Origin of the sequence: Erwinia sp. PPS120 (genome assembly GCF_047918655.1) — a bacterium.
In the GTDB taxonomy this organism is placed as follows: Bacteria; Pseudomonadota; Gammaproteobacteria; order Enterobacterales; family Enterobacteriaceae; genus Erwinia; species Erwinia tasmaniensis_A.
Genome location: NZ_JBLREF010000026.1, coordinates 53,634 through 69,240, shown reverse-complemented (window position 1 = coordinate 69,240; position 15,607 = coordinate 53,634). Strand labels below are relative to the sequence as shown.

Sequence of the window (15,607 nt, the reverse complement as noted above, 5' to 3'; positions counted from 1 at the left end):
AGATGTGTATAAGAGACAGGCTTCAAACATAACAACATTCCTTAATTGTCAGGTGTTAAAACAAAAGCTGGCAAGCAGCGCCTGAAATTGTTGACTGTGCCCGTCTGTCAGTATCGCGGTGCAGGTCATGGTGAACACCAGAATCTTGTTTTCAGAGGTGTTAAATACCGCCTGCTGCTGGAAGACCCGTTTACCGTCACGCAGGTAGCTGGCATGCACACATTCACCCTGTAACAGGTTATTGCCGAGCACCACAGGCACCCGTTCCGTCTGCTTCCAGTCTTTAAGATGCTTCTGTATCAGGGTTAACTGCCGGTCAATATAAGCTGACAGCGTTTCGCAATCATCTTCGTAAAACACCGGATTTTCCTGGCTGCACTGTGAAATCGCGGTATGGATAGCAGCCATTTTTTCTTCCTTGTGCGGGTCACGGATCCTGAGCGTTGGAGCAGCTCTTCGCCAGACAAGGCCGGCCTGAGGAAGCCACCGACGGACAGTGGATGCATGTAGATGCTCTCTGATTTTTATTGCCATAAGTTCAGTGCTCCAGCGTGAACGCTAATAACCAAAATCACCCGGTGAGTGTTTTATCAGCTGGAGCATGAGCGAACAGATATGCTCAAATGGCCAGCGTCACCCACGTCCAGGTGGCAGCGATTTCAGGCCATCAGTGCCATAAAAGGTAAACCAGTTTATCCAGCGACCAACGGATGAACGGGCACAGCAGAGCGTTCTGGCAACATCACTGACGGAGTCGCCCCGGTGCAGCATCAGCATCGCCGTCAGTCGGCGGGCATGGTTTTTATCCTGGGTTTTGTGGATAGTTTTCTGTATCAGGCGTCGTTCACTACGGGGTATTGGTGCTATGATCGGCATCGCTCAGTCCGGTTGGTGATTTGTGAGATTTGGCGATTGATCAGATCGCACAATCCGGGCTGAGTTCCTTCAAAGTGATCTACTATTCCGAACAGCTATTCTCCGACCATAGGCCGGACTCTATCAGGGCGCTACAGGCCATTGCCCGGAATCCGTGGCCGCAGACATCCTCTTTAGTATCATAATCCATTAGCTGCTTAAGTATTGTCGGGTACGAGAAGCTATTTCCAGCAAGCCTTTATTCTCAATGCCTTTCAGCAGATTGATGAAGTGCTGAACTTTCAGTTCTGTTACCGGCAGACGACCAATTACCGGGAAAATGTGGTTGTTCATGCGGCCAGGCACGCGATTAGCGTGATCTTCCGACCAGGTTTTATTGCTTTTATGCCAGCTCAGAGCTATGGCTTTGAAGGCTTTTTCCGGTGGCCGGGCTGCCTTTTCAGTGAGACGCTGTTGTGCCGGGTTTACCTTCTGTGCAGGTAGCTTACGGATGTCGTCACGCTGTTGCCGGGCGTCGGCCAGAGAGACATCAGGATAAGCACCTAAACCGAGCCGTGATTCTTTACCATTGATACGATATTTGAGATACCAGAGACGTGAACCGCCTGGATTGACTAAAAGGTACAGGCCATGAGAATCGGAAACTTTGAAAGGTTTAGCGGATGGTTTTAAGCTGCGGATTTTAGTGTCGTTCAGAGACATATGGTGGTCACTCCATAATCGAACTGAAATGACCCCAAATCAGACCACCAATTTTTCCCGATGCGGAGGGGGAAATGAAAATGCATCGGGAAGAATTTTCATACTAACTCGTTGAATCTAATTCATATAAAGATTCGCGAAGATGCATGAAAACATAAATATGGCTCCTCTGACTGGACTCGAACCAGTGACATACGGATTAACAGTCCGCCGTTCTACCGACTGAACTACAGAGGAATCGGTTTCGATGGGGCGCATATTAGCGAGGGCGTCCGGGGCTGTCAACAGCAAAAAACACTCGGGCTTTCAACTGGCTGCGTTTAAAGCAACCCGGTGGCTTAATAGCCAACTTTGTCCGCATGTACCGTCGCGTCGAGCCCGAAGCGCGCCGCGGGATCCTGGCGGTAAAACCCGCTAAAGCGTCGGTAGAGTGACGGAAACCGAGTATTCAGCAGATGCGGCGCGCTAAAAAAATATTCCGACAGCACCGCAAAGCACTCCGCTGGCTCGCTGGCGGCCTGGGCGTCCATACTGGCCGCCGCTTCCCCCACCAGCTCGATCTCGTCCCGTATCGCATTCATGGCCGCGTTAAGATCCTGCTCCCAGGCGGCCACTTCACTTAATGCAATAGCGGGAACGCCGTTGGTATACCCGCTTCCGCGTGAATCGAGCTTGTGGGCCACTTCATGAATCACCAGGTTAAACCCGGAAAGATCGAAAGAATCCTGCACATCCATCCAGTTTAAAACGATCGGGCCCTGCAGCCAGCTCTGGCCGGCATGGACTGATTGCTCCCGGTGTACCAGACCAAACTCATCCTGCCACTCGTCGTCGACCCGGAAAGGCGCGGGATAGATCAGCACTTCATGAAAACCGTCGAGCCAGTGATTACCCAGGTTTAACACCGGCAGGCTAAAAAGGAGTGCCAGCCGGGCGCATTGAAGTTCGTCCAGGTTTACATCCTGCAGCGGCAACAGACGCTTTTGCTGCAAAAACCTGCCAGCCAGTGCCGTCAGACGCCGCTGCTCGGATTGATCGAAGCCGCGCAAAATGGGAATAGCTAGCGCCGCCTGCCAGGGCAGGGAGGCGGTAGCGGCATCCGGTTTTTTCCACGGCCATTTGATCATTAACCCACACCCGTTAGTTATGGTTAATTTGGTTCACGCGTAAAATCAATAACCCAAACCCAGGGATTTACTTCCCAGCTGGTGCCGCCGTACTGCAATGCCCACTGTTTACGATAGGCATCTTTTGTAGAAACGGCCTCATGGTGCATGGTGAAAAAATTATTCAGAAAATGAGAGTCAGTCTGTACGCCCTCAGCAATAACGTCGTCGTCGCTGATATCCTGGATTTTTTCAACGCGTATCCCGGTAATCAGCAGATTGATGCGGCTTGCCCAACGTGGCATATGAATGCCGGCCTGCCAGCCAAAATGCTGATCGTCATCTTCTGCATTGGAAAACTGGCTGGTATCTGCACGATACTGACAGTAGCGCGGGTTTTTAAACTGCGTGGGCGCACGTTCGTATTCGGCTATTTCGCTTTGATCGATAAGTGGGCCACGCCAGGTTTCCCTCACCCAAAGCTTGTCGCCAGGCTGCCCGTAAGGGCAGTGATAACTTAAGTTTTCCATACCCATCACCCGATTTCCCTGCAGATTATTACTCAGTACGTCAATCCCATAACAGCCTTCATGGTTATCCTGGCCCGGCCCCAAAAACTGTGACTTCATAATGCGTCGGGTTTGTCGTTGTTGGTCAGAGAGCAGCGCTCGCACCCGTTGATCATTAAATAAAATCGGGCGTTCTTTCATGGTTTTACCCCTGTAACTTTCTGGTTGAAACGCTGATCACAGCCAAAATAAAAATACAATACAGATAAATCTGAACCTAAACCTGGCACTTAACGCTTTTGTGATGAGCGCAAATATACATTAATTATACTTCTTAATTAGCGTCTAACCAGGTCTGCACGTAAACGTTTACAATCTCCTGAGACGCCCTGTCTAATTCTTCTGATAATACCCCTTGCTTTTGCAAGGGTTTGCCCGGTCAACATTTGCTTCTTTACAGTCCCTTACAGACGGTAAGGGCGTAACATTACTCTGCAAGAGATATGGTGCGTCGGGATGCTATATCAAGTGCTTTGGGAGAATTCTAAAGCATTTTATTAAAGGTGCGGGAAACTTATTTCGCATCGTACATTATATCCGTTTAAGCATCTGCCTGAAAAACAATCAAATAATTTTTTTAGCAATAAAAAACGCAGCAACGAAAAAAGTGTGAAATGGTTTAATTTAGCGTTATAAACATGATGCAGGTCTCATTTTGGCCGCCCCTTACCGCTATACCACGCAGTCGCCTGCCCTGGTCCAATGGCATCTCAAAAAGTCCAAATAATAAGGAGAAGTCCATGTCCCTGATACTCTGGCAAAACCGTTTTGAATGCTGGCTGCATGAAACCTGGCCTCAGGACGACAAGGCGCACGATGTGGCCCATCTGCGGCGCGTGTGGCAGACGGCGCAGCGTATAATGAAGGGAAGCGAAGCGGATGAGCTGGTGGTGCTCACCGGCTGTTACTTTCACGATATTGTTAACCTGCCTAAAAATCACCCGGAACGCCATCTCGCTTCCGCTCAGGCTGCCGTGGAGGCGCGACGTATTTTACAGGAGGTTTTCCCTGACTTCCCGCCGCAGAAAATCGATGCGGTTAGCCATGCCGTTCATGCGCACAGTTTCAGCGCGGGCATAAAGGCCGAAACGCTGGAGGCAAAAATCGTTCAGGATGCGGATCGGCTGGAATCACTGGGCGCGATAGGGCTGGCCAGGGTATTTTATGTCTCTGGTGCGCTGGGACGTTCGCTGTTTGACAGCACCGATCCGCTGGGGCGTGGCAGGCCGCTCAATGATGCAGAGTGGGCGCTGGACCATTTTCAGAAGAAGCTACTGAAATTGCCGGAGCAGATGCAAACCCCGGAAGGCCGTCGGCTGGCGGAATATAACACCCATTTTCTGGTGACCTATATGGCAAAGCTGTGCGCGGAGCTGAAAGGCGATTTCTGTGGGCTGGACGAGGATGTGCTGCAGGAATTTAGCCCCGGCGGGCCGCAGAAAATATGATGAGCGTTTGAGAACAAGCGTTATCTCTTCTCCCCCCTTGCATAAAGATCAGGGAGGAGAAAAGAGGCTGGACAGGGTTATTTTATCGGGTGATTACTGCTCTTCATCACCATAATACAGTACGCCCAGTTTTATCAGGGGGCGGCCCTGACTTTTACGATGAAGGTTGGTATCACGCAGTGAGTAGACGCAGCCACAGTACTCCTGCTGGTAAAAGCGCTCACGCTTGCTGATCTCTATCATACGGGCGGAGCCGCCCTTTTTGCGCCAGTTATACTCCCAGTACACCATCCCCGGGTAGGGCGCGGCAGCGCGTACGCCACAGCCGTTAATCTGCTCCATATTTTTCCAGCGGGAGATCCCCAGCGAGCTGGAGATAGCATCAAAGCCGTTCTCATGGGCATAAAGCGCGGTGCGCTCAAAGCGCATATCGAAGCACATGGTGCAGCGCGCGCCGCGCTCCGGCTCCCACTCCATGCCTTTGGCTCTTTCAAACCAGTTATCGGTATCGTAGTCCGCATCCACAAAGGGAACGCCGTGCTGTTCAGCAAAGCGGATATTTTCTTCTTTCCGCAGCAGATACTCTTTCTGCGGATGAATGTTCGGATTGTAGAAGAAAATGGTGTACTCAATCCCGGCTGCCTGGATGGCTTCCATGACCTCGCCCGAGCAGGGCGCGCAGCAGGAGTGCAGCAGCAGCTTTTTTGCTCCATTAGGGAGAGTCAGAAGGGGACGTGAGATTTCGCTCATGGCGGCAGGCTCCAATGGTTTCTTAAAACAGCGCTAGTGTAGGGGCGCAGAGGGAAGATGTCACGGTCGCAGGTGCAGGTAAAGGCAAAAAGGCGTTTTTGCGGGCAGGGATCTCCGGTTGCAGGAGGCTAACCCCAGAATGAGACACCACTGAGTCGCAGTGAAAGGAAGCAGACGCATTCAGGCAGCCCGTATCAGCTAACGGATGCTTACCCCTGGCTCCGGGTCAGTTAAGTGGTAGACTGTCACGCGTTTAACACTTAACTGAGTCATTATGAACGAGATTGATAGCGCAGCGCTGCTGCTGGCCAGGCAGGCTCGCGAGCAGGATTGGAAGCAATTTGAGCAGGATTGTCTGCTGCTCCAGCGGGTGCTGGAGATCTACGACCAGAAAACCGTCGTGCAGGCCCTGCGTGAACTGGGGCAGTATGAGTGGACGCGCGAAGCGCTCAACCGCTGGACTAACGGTAAAAGCCCTGCCAACCCGCTTACCGAAGCCGAAGTCAGCCTGCTGAGGCAGATGCTGCCGGCCCCCCCGGCTCACCATCCTGATTACGCGTTCCGTTTTATCGATTTGTTTGCCGGTATTGGCGGCATTCGCAGCGGTTTTGAAGCGGCGGGCGGACAGTGCGTGTTCACCAGTGAGTGGAATAAATTCTCGGTGCGTACCTATAAAGCCAACTGGTACTGCTGCCCTGATGCACACACCTTTAATCAGGATATTCGCGATGTGACCCTCAGCAATGATGCCAGCGTCAGTGAACAGCAGGCATATCAGCATATCGACCAGCAGGTTCCCGATCATGATGTCCTGCTGGCCGGTTTTCCCTGCCAGCCGTTTTCGCTGGCGGGCGTGTCCAAGAAAAATGCCCTGGGGCGCGCGCATGGATTTGAGTGCGAGGCGCAGGGCACGTTATTTTTCGACGTTGCCCGCATTATTACCGCCAAGAAACCGGCCATTTTCGTGCTGGAAAACGTTAAAAACCTTAAGAGTCATGATAAGGGTAAAACCTTCCGCATCATCATGGATACCCTGGATGAGCTGGGCTATGACGTGGCTGACGCGAACATCAGCGGCCCGAAGGATCCTAAAATCGTCGACGGCCAGCATTTCCTGCCGCAGCATCGTGAACGTATCGTGCTGGTGGGCTTTCGTCGCGATCTTCATCTGCCGTCCTTCAGCCTGGACGCGCTTTCTTCACTCTATCCCGCGCACAGGACGCCGCTCAGGGCGCTGCTGGAACCTTCGGTCGATGAAAAATACATTCTCACGCCGACGCTGTGGAAGTATCTCTATCAGTATGCGAAAAAGCACCAGGCGAAGGGCAATGGCTTCGGGTATGGGCTGGTGGATCCACAGCGGGAAAACGGCGTGGTACGCACCCTCTCTGCGCGCTATTACAAAGACGGGTCGGAGATCCTGATTGACCGTGGCTGGGACAGGGCGCTGGGCGAACGTGATTTCAATAATGCTGAAAACCAGCAGCGTCGCCCGCGCCGCCTGACGCCGCGCGAGTGCGCCCGTCTGATGGGGTTTGAACAGCCTGACGGCTATCGCTTCCGCATCCCGGTTTCCGATACTCAGGCCTATCGTCAGTTTGGCAACTCGGTAGTGGTACCGGCCTTTGCGGCCATCGCCAGGCTTTTGCTGCCGTGGATAAAACAGGCGGTTGCGCAGCGTCAGGCTCGCCCGTAAGTCTGCGTCTATACTTAGCCTGGGCATAAGGAGATTGTGATGGCTGATGTACACTCCGCTGAAATTCGCACTAAAAATATGCGCGCCATCGGTACGCGTGATACGGCAATTGAAAACCGGCTTGCCGAACTGCTGGCGGACCAGGGTTTTAGCTTTGCCGTTCAGGATAAAACCCTGGCGGGACGCCCAGATTTTGTGCTGAGCCAGTATCAGGCCATTATCTTCGCACACGGCTGCTTCTGGCATCATCATCACTGCCATCTTTTTAAGGTGCCTGCGACGCGCACCCAATTCTGGATGGAGAAAATAGGCAGAAACGTCGAGCGCGACCGGCGCGACATTCAACAGCTTACTGACGAAGGCTGGAAGGTGATGGTAGTGTGGGAGTGCGCCCTGCGTGGGAAAACCCGCCTGGAGCAGGGCGCGCTACAATCCCGACTGGAAGAGTGGCTCTGTGCCGGGAGCGGCAATGCGGAAATCGACGCACTGGGCATCCATCAGATGTAACTCTGCCGCCTGGCGGCAGGTGATTCATCTACAGCGACGGACTTTGGACGCGGCCGGGGAACAGGTATTTACCCAGTGTGACCAGGATAACCGCCAGGACAATTGTCGCCAGTGCCAGCCATTCGCGCGAGCTCAGGCTTTCACCGCCGAAGCCAATGCCAAGCAGCACGGCAACCACCGGATTAACATAGGCATAGCTGGTGGCAACAGCGGGTGTTACGTTGCGGATCAGAAACATATAGGCGTTAATCGCAATAACGGAACCAAAGAGGCTCAGGTAGCCAAGCGCCAGCATCCCCTGTAGCGAAGGCGGGGCGCTAAGTTTTTCACCATACAGCTGGCTGGCTATCAGCAGCACAACCCCCGCCGTAAGCATTTCTATTGCCCCCGCCATCATCCCCTGCGGCAGGGTGATCCGTGAGCCCCATACCGAACCAAACGCCCAGCTGACTGAACCCAGCATAATTATCGCGCCCCACGGTGAGCTGCCCGGATGACCGCCGCTGTTCAGCAGAATTATCCCCACCAGCCCGACGGCAATGCCCAGCCATTCGATCCAGCGGGTCTGGATGCCGAAAAGGCGGCTGAAGCACAGGGCGAACAGAGGGACGGTTGCCACCATGACGGCGGCAATGCCGGATGGCACGTTCTGATGCTCCGCGACCGTTACGGTCCCGTTGCCAATGGCCAGCAGCATTATGCCCACCAGCGCAGCGTTCCCCGCTGCCCGCCATGAGGGGAGTTTCTCACCGCGCAGTAACAGATAAAGCGACAGCACCACCCCTGCCAGCAGAAAGCGCAGGCCAGCCATCATCATCGGTGGCCAGCTCTGTACGCCGATGCGGATCACGAAGTAGGTCGATCCCCAGATAAAGTAAAGCGCGAACAGGGCGATAAGTAGCGGGAGAAGAGTAGGGGAGCGGCGTAGCATGATTTTCTTCATAATTGTTAATGGTAGGTTAACTTAACGCTAATTTCTCCGTTCAACCAGATGAATTGCCGCTTTTTTTTCCTCTTCAACAGATTCGGAGAAGACAATTTGCATCTCTCGTTCATAATTGCTTAGATCACACTCTTTAACATTCTCTTACGGTGGATGATGGGCAGTATCAAACTTACGGTGCGTCGGCTGTACAAAATCGACGGCGAGCGCATGGTCGGGACGCAGGCCACGGCGCGTATTTTTGTCGGCGACAGGCTGGTGGCGACGGAAGACGTGAGCGGCATGACGGAAAGCCCGGTCAGTAAATATCTGCATCATCAGGAAGCCGACGGGCAACCGGTACGGGTCGAGTGGGAGTGTGACGGCATCGCCGATATGGCGGTGGTCGAGATGCAGGTATGTCCCTGCTGTCAACATGATGGACATGAATAAGGAAGGGTATTTTGGCAGGAAGTAGCTTACTGACGCTATTGGATGATATTTCCACGCTGCTGGACGATATTTCCGTAATGGGAAAAGTCGCAGCAAAGAAAACGGCTGGCGTACTCGGCGACGATCTCTCGCTTAATGCGCAGCAGGTGAGCGGCGTTAAGGCTAACCGTGAAATTCCCGTAGTCTGGGGGGTGGCAAAAGGGTCGTTTCTTAACAAGCTGATACTGGTGCCGCTGGCGCTGATTATCAGCACCTGGGCGCCCTGGGCGATAACCCCTCTGCTGATGCTGGGCGGGGCCTACCTCAGCTATGAAGGGATGGAGAAAGTGGTTCACAGCCTCCGTAAAGACAAATCAGAGCACTCGCCTGAGGCGCGCGAGAAACGGCTACAAAATCTCAGTCAGCAAAACGCGGCTGAGTTTGAGAAGAAAAAGATCAAAGGGGCCGTGCGTACTGACTTTATCCTCTCCGCAGAAATTGTGGCCATTACGCTGGGTATCGTTTCTGAAGCGCCCCTCTTAAATCAGGTCCTGATCCTTTCTGGTATTGCGATCCTGGTGACTATCGGCGTTTACGGTATCGTGGCCGGCATTGTCAAAATAGATGACCTGGGGCTGTGGCTGAAAGAGAAATCCTCGTCGCTCGCGCAGGGGGTGGGGGGAGCGCTGCTGGCAATGGCCCCGTGGATGATGAAGATCCTCACCGTGGTCGGTACGCTGGCAATGTTTCTGGTAGGCGGTGGAATTATCGTGCACGGCATTCATGCGCTGGCACAGCTTATTGAAGGCTACACCAGCGGCTTTAGCGGCTTATCCGCCTCTTTGCTGACCAATCTGGCCAGTCTGCTTGTCGGGATGGTGGTGGGGTCGATTGTGCTGCTGGCGGTAAATCTGATTGCCAGAGTACGTCGTTAATCAGTATAAAGTGCAGCTGAGCCGCTACCCTTTACGGAGAACCCATGAAAGACGATATTTTTGAATTTGATATAGATGCGCAGCTGGAGCAGGCTGAAGCCAATGCCCGTAAAAAGGCCGCCGAAGTGCCTGAAGATCTGAGTGATGAAGCGGACTGCGAAGGCTGCAAAATCTGAGTGTCAGTGCTCCTGAGCGGGTAAAAAAAGCGAGTAAGATGACTTACTCGCTTTTTTATCGCTGCGATTGATTGCAGCCTGTATTCGCTATTCGCTATTCGCTATTCGCTATTTGCTATTTGCTATTTGCTATTTGCTATTTGCTATTTGCTATTTGCTATTCGCTATTCGCTATTCGCTATTTGCGCTTGCCGCAGCACCCTACACCTTGCCCGCGTTGTCCTCTTCTACGGCCTGATAGATACGATGCAAAATATCGGGAAAAGCAGACTGTACCCGGCTCCAGCTGGGGATAAACGGCTTCTCATTGGGTCGCTCGATAAACGACTGTCCCGCTTCAAGAATCGACTGGGTAAACATCTCCACCGCCGCCTCTTCCGCATGCTGGTCGAACTTCAGGCCGTTCATGGTGGCTTCATGATGGTAAATCTCCATCATATCCAGCGCGTTGCGGTAATAGGTCGCTTTCAGTACCCGGAACGAATCGCTGGTCAGATTCACCCCCATCGTCGCCATCTTCCGCAGCAGTGACTGGACAATATCGTTACTCATTCTGCGCAGTCCACCGGTTCCGTTCTCTTCTGATAGCGGCTGGTGCTTGTGGTCATAGTTATCGGCAATCTCGACCTGGCAGCTCTGACGGGTGGTGTAATTACGGTAAATTTCAGAGAGCACGCCGATTTCAAGTCCCCAGTCGCCAGGAATTTTAATGCCATTCAGCACGTGGGTACGCATAGCAAATTCGCCCGAAAGCGGATAGCGAAAGCTGGTGAGATAATCCAGATACTCAGAATGACCGTACACTTTTTGCAGTGACCGGAGAAGCGGACCCACCAGCAGGCGACCAACCCGTCCGTTAAGCCTGTTATCAGCCACCCGGGCGTAAAAGCCTTTGCAGAATTCATACTGGAACGCGGGGTTGGCCAGTGGGTAGAGCAGGCGGGCCAGCATACCGCGCTCATAGGTGACAATGTCACAATCATGCAGCGCCACGCAGGATGAGCGATCGGAGGCCAGCGTATAGCCCGTACAGAACCAGACGTTACGACCTTTTCCCGGCTGAGCGGGTGAAAGTCCCTCTTTATCCAGTTCGGCATCCAGCGCTTTAAGACGGGGGCCATCATTCCACAGAATACGATGACGCTGGGGCAGGCGGGAAAAGAATTCGCGCGCGTGGAGAAACTGCTCCCTGTCGGCCTGATCAAGACCAATTACGATCTCCTCAAGGTAGGGAACTTTCGCCAGCTCATCGACGATATGACTCAGCGCCGGCCCTTCCAGCTCTGAAAACAGGGAGGGCAAGATGAGCGCCATCTTCCTTTTTTGCGAAAAACGAACCAGATCCTTTTCAAGCTCGTTAACAGGCCTGGCGGTCAGATTATGAAAATTGGTTATAACGCCATTCTGGAAAAAATCACTCATTACACTCCCCTTTAAACGGTGCGAGCACGCAGCCTTAATCCCCGGTGATAAAATGTGTCAGCCCTTCGCTCCAGCCTTGTGGACCATAGTGCGTACTGTGGAATATATTCTCGTTATCGTTTCGTAACAGTCCGATTGGTGTTTTACTGTAGCCTTTGATAATAACGGCGTAATCGGTGCTCTCAAGCATTGGGGCGTCATTAGGGCCGTCTCCCAGCCCGACGGTAAGGTAGCGCGATGAGGAGGGCGGAGAGAGATGTTCAAGTAACCAGGCCAGCGCGGCACCTTTTCCGCCGCCCTGGTTCATCACATGCCAGAACCGTCCGCCCTGTACCAGTTCCAGCCCTTCATCGGCCAGCCAGTGCTGAAAGAGGGTGAATTTTTCCGGCGAATCGCGCCAGATAATACTCTCGGAGCCCTGGCGCTGTTTCGCCAGTAAGGCATCGTGAAGGCTGAGTCCCGTCCAGTCAGCAACCTCCTTTTGCGTGACATCGGCAAAGCCAGTGAATTTAGCATCATACTGGCTTCTGAGTCGTTGCAGCGTGTCGCACAGTCCAGCGTAATCCTTACCCTGCTGTACCACGGGCGGTACGCTTCCAGCGCTGCCCCCGTCGACAATCGCGCCATTTTCACTGATAAATGGCATGCCGGAAATGCCTAATGCGCGCTGCAGCGGGATAATTTCCGCCGCCGTTTTACTGGAACAAATCACCACCGGAATATCCGCAGCAGTAAGGCGATCGAGCCACGACTGCGCGGGTTGCCAGCTGTAGGTATGGTGGTCGAGCAGGGACCCATCTAAATCGGTCACTATCATCAGCGGGTCTGAAAGTCTGGGCATGGCCATTACCTCCTCAAGCAGTCTGATGTCACGCAGTCTGGTGTAAAAATGCTGCATTTTCATTACAGTATAGCGCCGACTGGCGATCGGGAAAGCGGACGTTATTCGATCGCCGATCGGAAGAGGTCAGGCGTTTAGGAATACTCTTAAAAAAATACGCCCGAAAGGTTGATACCCCTGCATTGAGAAAGTGTTTTCGGCTCGCGCCTGACAAGGGTGAGACAGGAAAAAGCTTTACAGAAAAGTATGTACTGTACAGTTACGGGCAGGTTATTCAGATTTATCTTAAGCGTGAAGTTCGTTATCATTCTCAGGTCAGAGAATTTCTCTGTACCGAATTTCATTATTATGAATTTTCATTCCCGGCCACTGGCCGGGATTTTTTTGCCCGCTGTCCAGGGATCGAAACACGCATAAATTAAGACCATCCCTGCCAGACGTTTTGCAAAACAGACCGGGTTCGCGAGACGAAAAAAAGCCCGCGCTGCGCGGGCAAAAATCCTTGTTACTTTTTAGGTTGACTGCGCCTTTGGGGGTTGGTGCAGTGAATACAGTGTAAGCGCCCGTCCTGTCAAAAGTCTGCCTGTGAAACGTTAAGGAAGCGAAAATGTCCGGACCCTTGCCGTGACCGCGCCAACAGGCTGGTTTGCGGCTGTGGCGTAAAGGACTATAATTATCAGTGTATTATAAATTTCATCCAACGCTTTGGAGGTAAAATGGATTTTTTGCGTATCGTAGTGGCTATTCTTCTTCCTCCGCTGGGCGTGTTTATGCAGGTCGGATTTGGCGGGGCTTTCTGGTTAAATATCCTTTTGACGCTTTGTGGTTATATCCCTGGTATCGTCCATGCAGTATGGATTATTGCCCGGCGCTAGCGGTGCCAGGTGCGGGCAGCCTGCGCTGTGTAAGGCACGTTTTTGGGGTAAACTTCGGGCATTAACCACGGGAGAGCCTAATGAATGTTAACGATCGGGTTACGGTGAAAACTGACGGCGGGCCACGGCGGCCGGGAAGGGTGCTGGCAGTGGAGGATTTCAGTGAGGGAACCATGTACCTGGTGTCACTGGATGATTATCCCATGGGCATCTGGTTTTTTAATGAGACTGGCCATCAGGACGGTATTTTTGTTGAACCGCACCCTGACAGCCAGAATTGACGCGTCTGCACGATCGAATCCTCCCGTCAACGAACGGGAATGTCGTGTTAACTGCAGAAAAGGGTTGGGATACGCAATATACAGATATCAGGCTGTTTCGAGAGGATCATCTGACAGGCCATATTCCCGTTATTGCAGAGAAGGCAGGTAGAGACGTTAACGTTACTCTGGAACGACTAAAGGAATGTATGTATAGAGTTTCAACCCTACACGCCCCTGACGGCCAGTAACATCCGTCGGGGGAGTAGGCGGCGGTGGGTAAATAGCTGTAACCGCCGGATTTTTCGTTATGCTCTAAAATTTCTCCCAGTTGCCTGTTTCAGCCAGCGCAGGACGCGCAGGGGCCGGTAGCAAAGGCCTGTCGGCTTTCTTTACGGCCGGTACGCTGTTGTGCGTCGCGCTGTCGCTCAGATGAAAGGCCGCCACGGCCTGCGTCAGCCGCGAAGCCTGATCTTCCAGGGAGGCCGCGGCGGCAGAGGCTTCCTCCACCAGTGAGGCATTCTGCTGCGTCACGTTGTCCATCTCGGTTACCGCCAGGCTCACCTGCTGAATACCCCGACTTTGTTCATCGGAGGCCGCTGCGATCTCCGCCATGATGTCCGTCACCCGCCGGACCGCACCGACGATGCCGGTCATCGTCTCGCCTGCATGACCAACCTGAGTAGAGCCTTTATCAATCAGTCCGACCGACTCTGCAATTAACGCTTCAATCTCTTTCGCCGCACTCGCGCTGCGCTGGGCAAGGTTGCGGACTTCACTGGCCACCACTGCAAAGCCGCGGCCCTGCTCACCTGCTCTTGCCGCTTCGACGGCGGCATTAAGAGCCAGAATATTAGTCTGAAAGGCGATGCTGTTAATGACGGTGGTGATTTCCGCTATCTTCTTAGAGCTGCCGGATATGCTGTTCATCGTCCCTATGACGCCAGAAACGATATCTCCCCCTTCGCGTGCCTTAGTGGAGGCATCCGCTGCCAGCTGGCTGGCGTGATGAGCGTTATCGGCGTTCTGCTTAACGGTTGCCGTCAACTGTTCCATACTTGCTGCGGTCTCTTCCAGGGCCGCGGCCTGCTGTTCGGTACGGGATGAGAGATCGGTATTCCCGGCAGAGATTTCACCAGACCCCTGATAAATCGCGAGGGCACCTTCCCTGACGCTGCCTACCGTTTTTACCAGCGACTGCTGCATAGTTTGCAGGTTAATGCTGAGCGTTCCAATTTCGCTTTTACCCCACTGCTGCAACGGCACGGTCAGGTCACCATGGGAGATGCGTTCAATACGATCCACGGCCTGCCGGAGTGGCGTAATGACAATACGCCGCAGGAAAATAAACGTCGCCAGCGTTAGCAGTAGTGCCGCAGCAAAGGCACAGGCCATCATAATAAAGCTCAGGTGGGTCTTTGCCTGTGCGACCTGATTAATGTGCTCTGAACGCAGCGTACGGATTTTAATTGCCCTGAGCAATATCTCGTTATAGGCGTCATCCAGTTTGCGTGTGTTATCAGTTTCCTGAGCAATAACGCCTTCGAAGCTGCCGTCCTTTGCACTTTTGACCATAGGCAGCAGGCCCTGATTAAGATAAGCATCAAAGCGATGCGTAAGCTCCTCATCGAGCGCTAAATCCTCTGCTGTTTTTACCCGGCGTTGCAGATAGTTTTTAAAACTCTCTGACGCGAGCCGGATACGGTTCTCGCTCTGCGCAAGAGAAGCATTAAATGTGTCCATCTCGCCAATTCTTGCGGCAGCAGCAGCGTGAATTATATTAAGGCGCGCGGTGCGCAGGTGGCTTGAACTGTTGGAGATGGCCATACGGACCTGAATCTCTTCGGTCACGTCTTTTAGCGACTGATTACTCTGGATCAGAAAGTAGCTGGCGAGGGCAATACAGAGAGCAAATAACAGTAAAATTCCACCCAGAATAGCAGAAAAGAGGGGAACAAGACGGATGTGCTGCCAGAAACTGACCCGGTTTGATTCAACACTGAGGTTAATTGGTTTCATGTCCTTTGGCTCTTGGTTTGTAGTAAGCGAAGCGAAGCGTCGATCTGTCTACAAAACATCGGCAGCGGAAT

General features: G+C 53.0%; 15 protein-coding genes, 1 tRNA gene and 2 pseudogenes. 8 read left to right on the top strand and 10 right to left on the bottom strand.

Going from position 1 to position 15,607, the window contains the following annotated elements:
• Positions 1 to 48 precede the first annotated feature (48 nt).
• From ACLRGG_RS14240 to ACLRGG_RS14220, 5 genes and pseudogenes are all read right to left on the bottom strand, one after another.
• A pseudogene (locus tag ACLRGG_RS14240) lies at positions 49 to 876 on the bottom strand (DcrB-related protein).
• A gap of 198 nt (positions 877 to 1,074) precedes the next feature.
• A pseudogene (locus ACLRGG_RS14235) lies at positions 1,075 to 1,578 on the bottom strand (tyrosine-type recombinase/integrase); the annotation flags it as partial.
• A 161-nt stretch (positions 1,579 to 1,739) separates the two neighbouring features.
• Positions 1,740 to 1,815 (bottom strand) — tRNA-Asn (locus ACLRGG_RS14230).
• Positions 1,816 to 1,916: 101 nt separating this feature from the next.
• Complete coding sequence (mtfA, locus tag ACLRGG_RS14225; protein ID WP_416250386.1) at positions 1,917 to 2,705, bottom strand: DgsA anti-repressor MtfA; 789 nt, start codon at positions 2,703 to 2,705, stop codon at positions 1,917 to 1,919.
• Positions 2,706 to 2,728: 23 nt separating this feature from the next.
• The gene (locus ACLRGG_RS14220) at positions 2,729 to 3,394 is read right to left on the bottom strand and encodes a hypothetical protein (RefSeq protein WP_416250385.1); all 666 of its coding nucleotides are present in this window, start codon (positions 3,392 to 3,394) and stop codon (positions 2,729 to 2,731) included.
• A 599-nt stretch (positions 3,395 to 3,993) separates the two neighbouring features.
• On the opposite strand from ACLRGG_RS14220, the gene ACLRGG_RS14215 reads away from it, so the two are divergent.
• On the top strand, positions 3,994 to 4,701 hold the full coding sequence (locus ACLRGG_RS14215; protein WP_416250384.1) for a phosphohydrolase: 708 nt from the start codon (positions 3,994 to 3,996) through the stop codon (positions 4,699 to 4,701).
• 93 nt (positions 4,702 to 4,794) lie between these two features.
• On the opposite strand, the gene ACLRGG_RS14210 is transcribed toward ACLRGG_RS14215, so the two are convergent.
• A complete protein-coding gene (locus ACLRGG_RS14210; protein ID WP_416250383.1) occupies positions 4,795 to 5,451 on the bottom strand; it encodes an epoxyqueuosine reductase QueH in 657 nt (218 codons plus the stop codon).
• Positions 5,452 to 5,725: 274 nt separating this feature from the next.
• On the opposite strand from ACLRGG_RS14210, the gene ACLRGG_RS14205 reads away from it, so the two are divergent.
• The gene (locus ACLRGG_RS14205; RefSeq protein WP_416250382.1) at positions 5,726 to 7,147 is read left to right on the top strand and encodes a DNA cytosine methyltransferase; all 1,422 of its coding nucleotides are present in this window, start codon (positions 5,726 to 5,728) and stop codon (positions 7,145 to 7,147) included.
• 39 nt (positions 7,148 to 7,186) lie between these two features.
• The gene (locus tag ACLRGG_RS14200) at positions 7,187 to 7,654 is read left to right on the top strand and encodes a very short patch repair endonuclease (RefSeq protein ID WP_416250381.1); all 468 of its coding nucleotides are present in this window, start codon (positions 7,187 to 7,189) and stop codon (positions 7,652 to 7,654) included.
• A gap of 28 nt (positions 7,655 to 7,682) precedes the next feature.
• Here the strand turns inward: ACLRGG_RS14200 and yedA are convergent, their stop codons facing one another.
• Entirely contained in the window at positions 7,683 to 8,585 is a 903-nt protein-coding gene (yedA, locus tag ACLRGG_RS14195) for a drug/metabolite exporter YedA (RefSeq protein ID WP_416250380.1), read from the bottom strand.
• A gap of 168 nt (positions 8,586 to 8,753) precedes the next feature.
• On the opposite strand from yedA, the gene ACLRGG_RS14190 reads away from it, so the two are divergent.
• Genes ACLRGG_RS14190 through ACLRGG_RS14180 form a run of 3 tightly spaced genes read left to right on the top strand, consistent with a single transcriptional unit; the run spans position 8,754 to position 10,119 of the window.
• Positions 8,754 to 9,029, top strand: coding sequence for a hypothetical protein (locus ACLRGG_RS14190; RefSeq protein ID WP_416250379.1), 276 nt, complete (start codon positions 8,754 to 8,756; stop codon positions 9,027 to 9,029).
• An 11-nt stretch (positions 9,030 to 9,040) separates the two neighbouring features.
• On the top strand, positions 9,041 to 9,943 hold the full coding sequence (locus tag ACLRGG_RS14185) for a DUF808 family protein (RefSeq protein ID WP_416250378.1): 903 nt from the start codon (positions 9,041 to 9,043) through the stop codon (positions 9,941 to 9,943).
• Positions 9,944 to 9,987: 44 nt separating this feature from the next.
• A complete protein-coding gene (locus ACLRGG_RS14180; protein WP_416250377.1) occupies positions 9,988 to 10,119 on the top strand; it encodes a hypothetical protein in 132 nt (43 codons plus the stop codon).
• Positions 10,120 to 10,320: 201 nt separating this feature from the next.
• Here ACLRGG_RS14180 and ACLRGG_RS14175 read toward each other — a convergent pair whose 3' ends face one another.
• Positions 10,321 to 11,541 (bottom strand): glycosyltransferase family protein, encoded by a 1,221-nt coding sequence (locus ACLRGG_RS14175; protein WP_416250376.1) that lies wholly within the window; start codon positions 11,539 to 11,541, stop codon positions 10,321 to 10,323.
• A gap of 34 nt (positions 11,542 to 11,575) precedes the next feature.
• Entirely contained in the window at positions 11,576 to 12,382 is an 807-nt protein-coding gene (locus ACLRGG_RS14170) for a mannosyl-3-phosphoglycerate phosphatase-related protein (protein ID WP_416250375.1), read from the bottom strand.
• A 716-nt stretch (positions 12,383 to 13,098) separates the two neighbouring features.
• Here ACLRGG_RS14170 and ACLRGG_RS14165 point away from each other — a divergent pair.
• Together ACLRGG_RS14165 and dsrB are read left to right on the top strand one after the other, a co-directional pair.
• Positions 13,099 to 13,257, top strand: a complete 159-nt coding sequence (locus ACLRGG_RS14165) for a YqaE/Pmp3 family membrane protein (RefSeq protein ID WP_073980930.1) — start codon at positions 13,099 to 13,101, stop codon at positions 13,255 to 13,257.
• Positions 13,258 to 13,337: 80 nt separating this feature from the next.
• Positions 13,338 to 13,538, top strand: a complete 201-nt coding sequence (dsrB, locus tag ACLRGG_RS14160) for a protein DsrB (RefSeq protein ID WP_416250374.1) — start codon at positions 13,338 to 13,340, stop codon at positions 13,536 to 13,538.
• A 294-nt stretch (positions 13,539 to 13,832) separates the two neighbouring features.
• On the opposite strand, the gene ACLRGG_RS14155 is transcribed toward dsrB, so the two are convergent.
• Positions 13,833 to 15,536, bottom strand: coding sequence for a methyl-accepting chemotaxis protein (locus ACLRGG_RS14155; RefSeq protein ID WP_416250373.1), 1,704 nt, complete (start codon positions 15,534 to 15,536; stop codon positions 13,833 to 13,835).
• Positions 15,537 to 15,607: the final 71 nt, after the last annotated feature.

Bases quoted from the DNA above. Each gene is read 5' to 3' on its own strand.
- mtfA (WP_416250386.1), bottom strand. From the start codon at position 2,705: ATGATCAAATGGCCGTGGAAAAAACCGGATGCCGCTACCGCCTCCCTG.
- ACLRGG_RS14220 (WP_416250385.1), bottom strand. From the start codon at position 3,394: ATGAAAGAACGCCCGATTTTATTTAATGATCAACGGGTGCGAGCGCTG.
- ACLRGG_RS14215 (WP_416250384.1), top strand. From the start codon at position 3,994: ATGTCCCTGATACTCTGGCAAAACCGTTTTGAATGCTGGCTGCATGAA.
- ACLRGG_RS14210 (WP_416250383.1), bottom strand. From the start codon at position 5,451: ATGAGCGAAATCTCACGTCCCCTTCTGACTCTCCCTAATGGAGCAAAA.
- ACLRGG_RS14205 (WP_416250382.1), top strand. From the start codon at position 5,726: ATGAACGAGATTGATAGCGCAGCGCTGCTGCTGGCCAGGCAGGCTCGC.
- ACLRGG_RS14200 (WP_416250381.1), top strand. From the start codon at position 7,187: ATGGCTGATGTACACTCCGCTGAAATTCGCACTAAAAATATGCGCGCC.
- yedA (WP_416250380.1), bottom strand. From the start codon at position 8,585: ATGCTACGCCGCTCCCCTACTCTTCTCCCGCTACTTATCGCCCTGTTC.
- ACLRGG_RS14190 (WP_416250379.1), top strand. From the start codon at position 8,754: ATGGGCAGTATCAAACTTACGGTGCGTCGGCTGTACAAAATCGACGGC.
- ACLRGG_RS14180 (WP_416250377.1), top strand. From the start codon at position 9,988: ATGAAAGACGATATTTTTGAATTTGATATAGATGCGCAGCTGGAGCAG.
- ACLRGG_RS14175 (WP_416250376.1), bottom strand. From the start codon at position 11,541: ATGAGTGATTTTTTCCAGAATGGCGTTATAACCAATTTTCATAATCTG.
- ACLRGG_RS14170 (WP_416250375.1), bottom strand. From the start codon at position 12,382: ATGCCCAGACTTTCAGACCCGCTGATGATAGTGACCGATTTAGATGGG.
- ACLRGG_RS14165 (WP_073980930.1), top strand. From the start codon at position 13,099: ATGGATTTTTTGCGTATCGTAGTGGCTATTCTTCTTCCTCCGCTGGGC.
- dsrB (WP_416250374.1), top strand. From the start codon at position 13,338: ATGAATGTTAACGATCGGGTTACGGTGAAAACTGACGGCGGGCCACGG.
- ACLRGG_RS14155 (WP_416250373.1), bottom strand. From the start codon at position 15,536: ATGAAACCAATTAACCTCAGTGTTGAATCAAACCGGGTCAGTTTCTGG.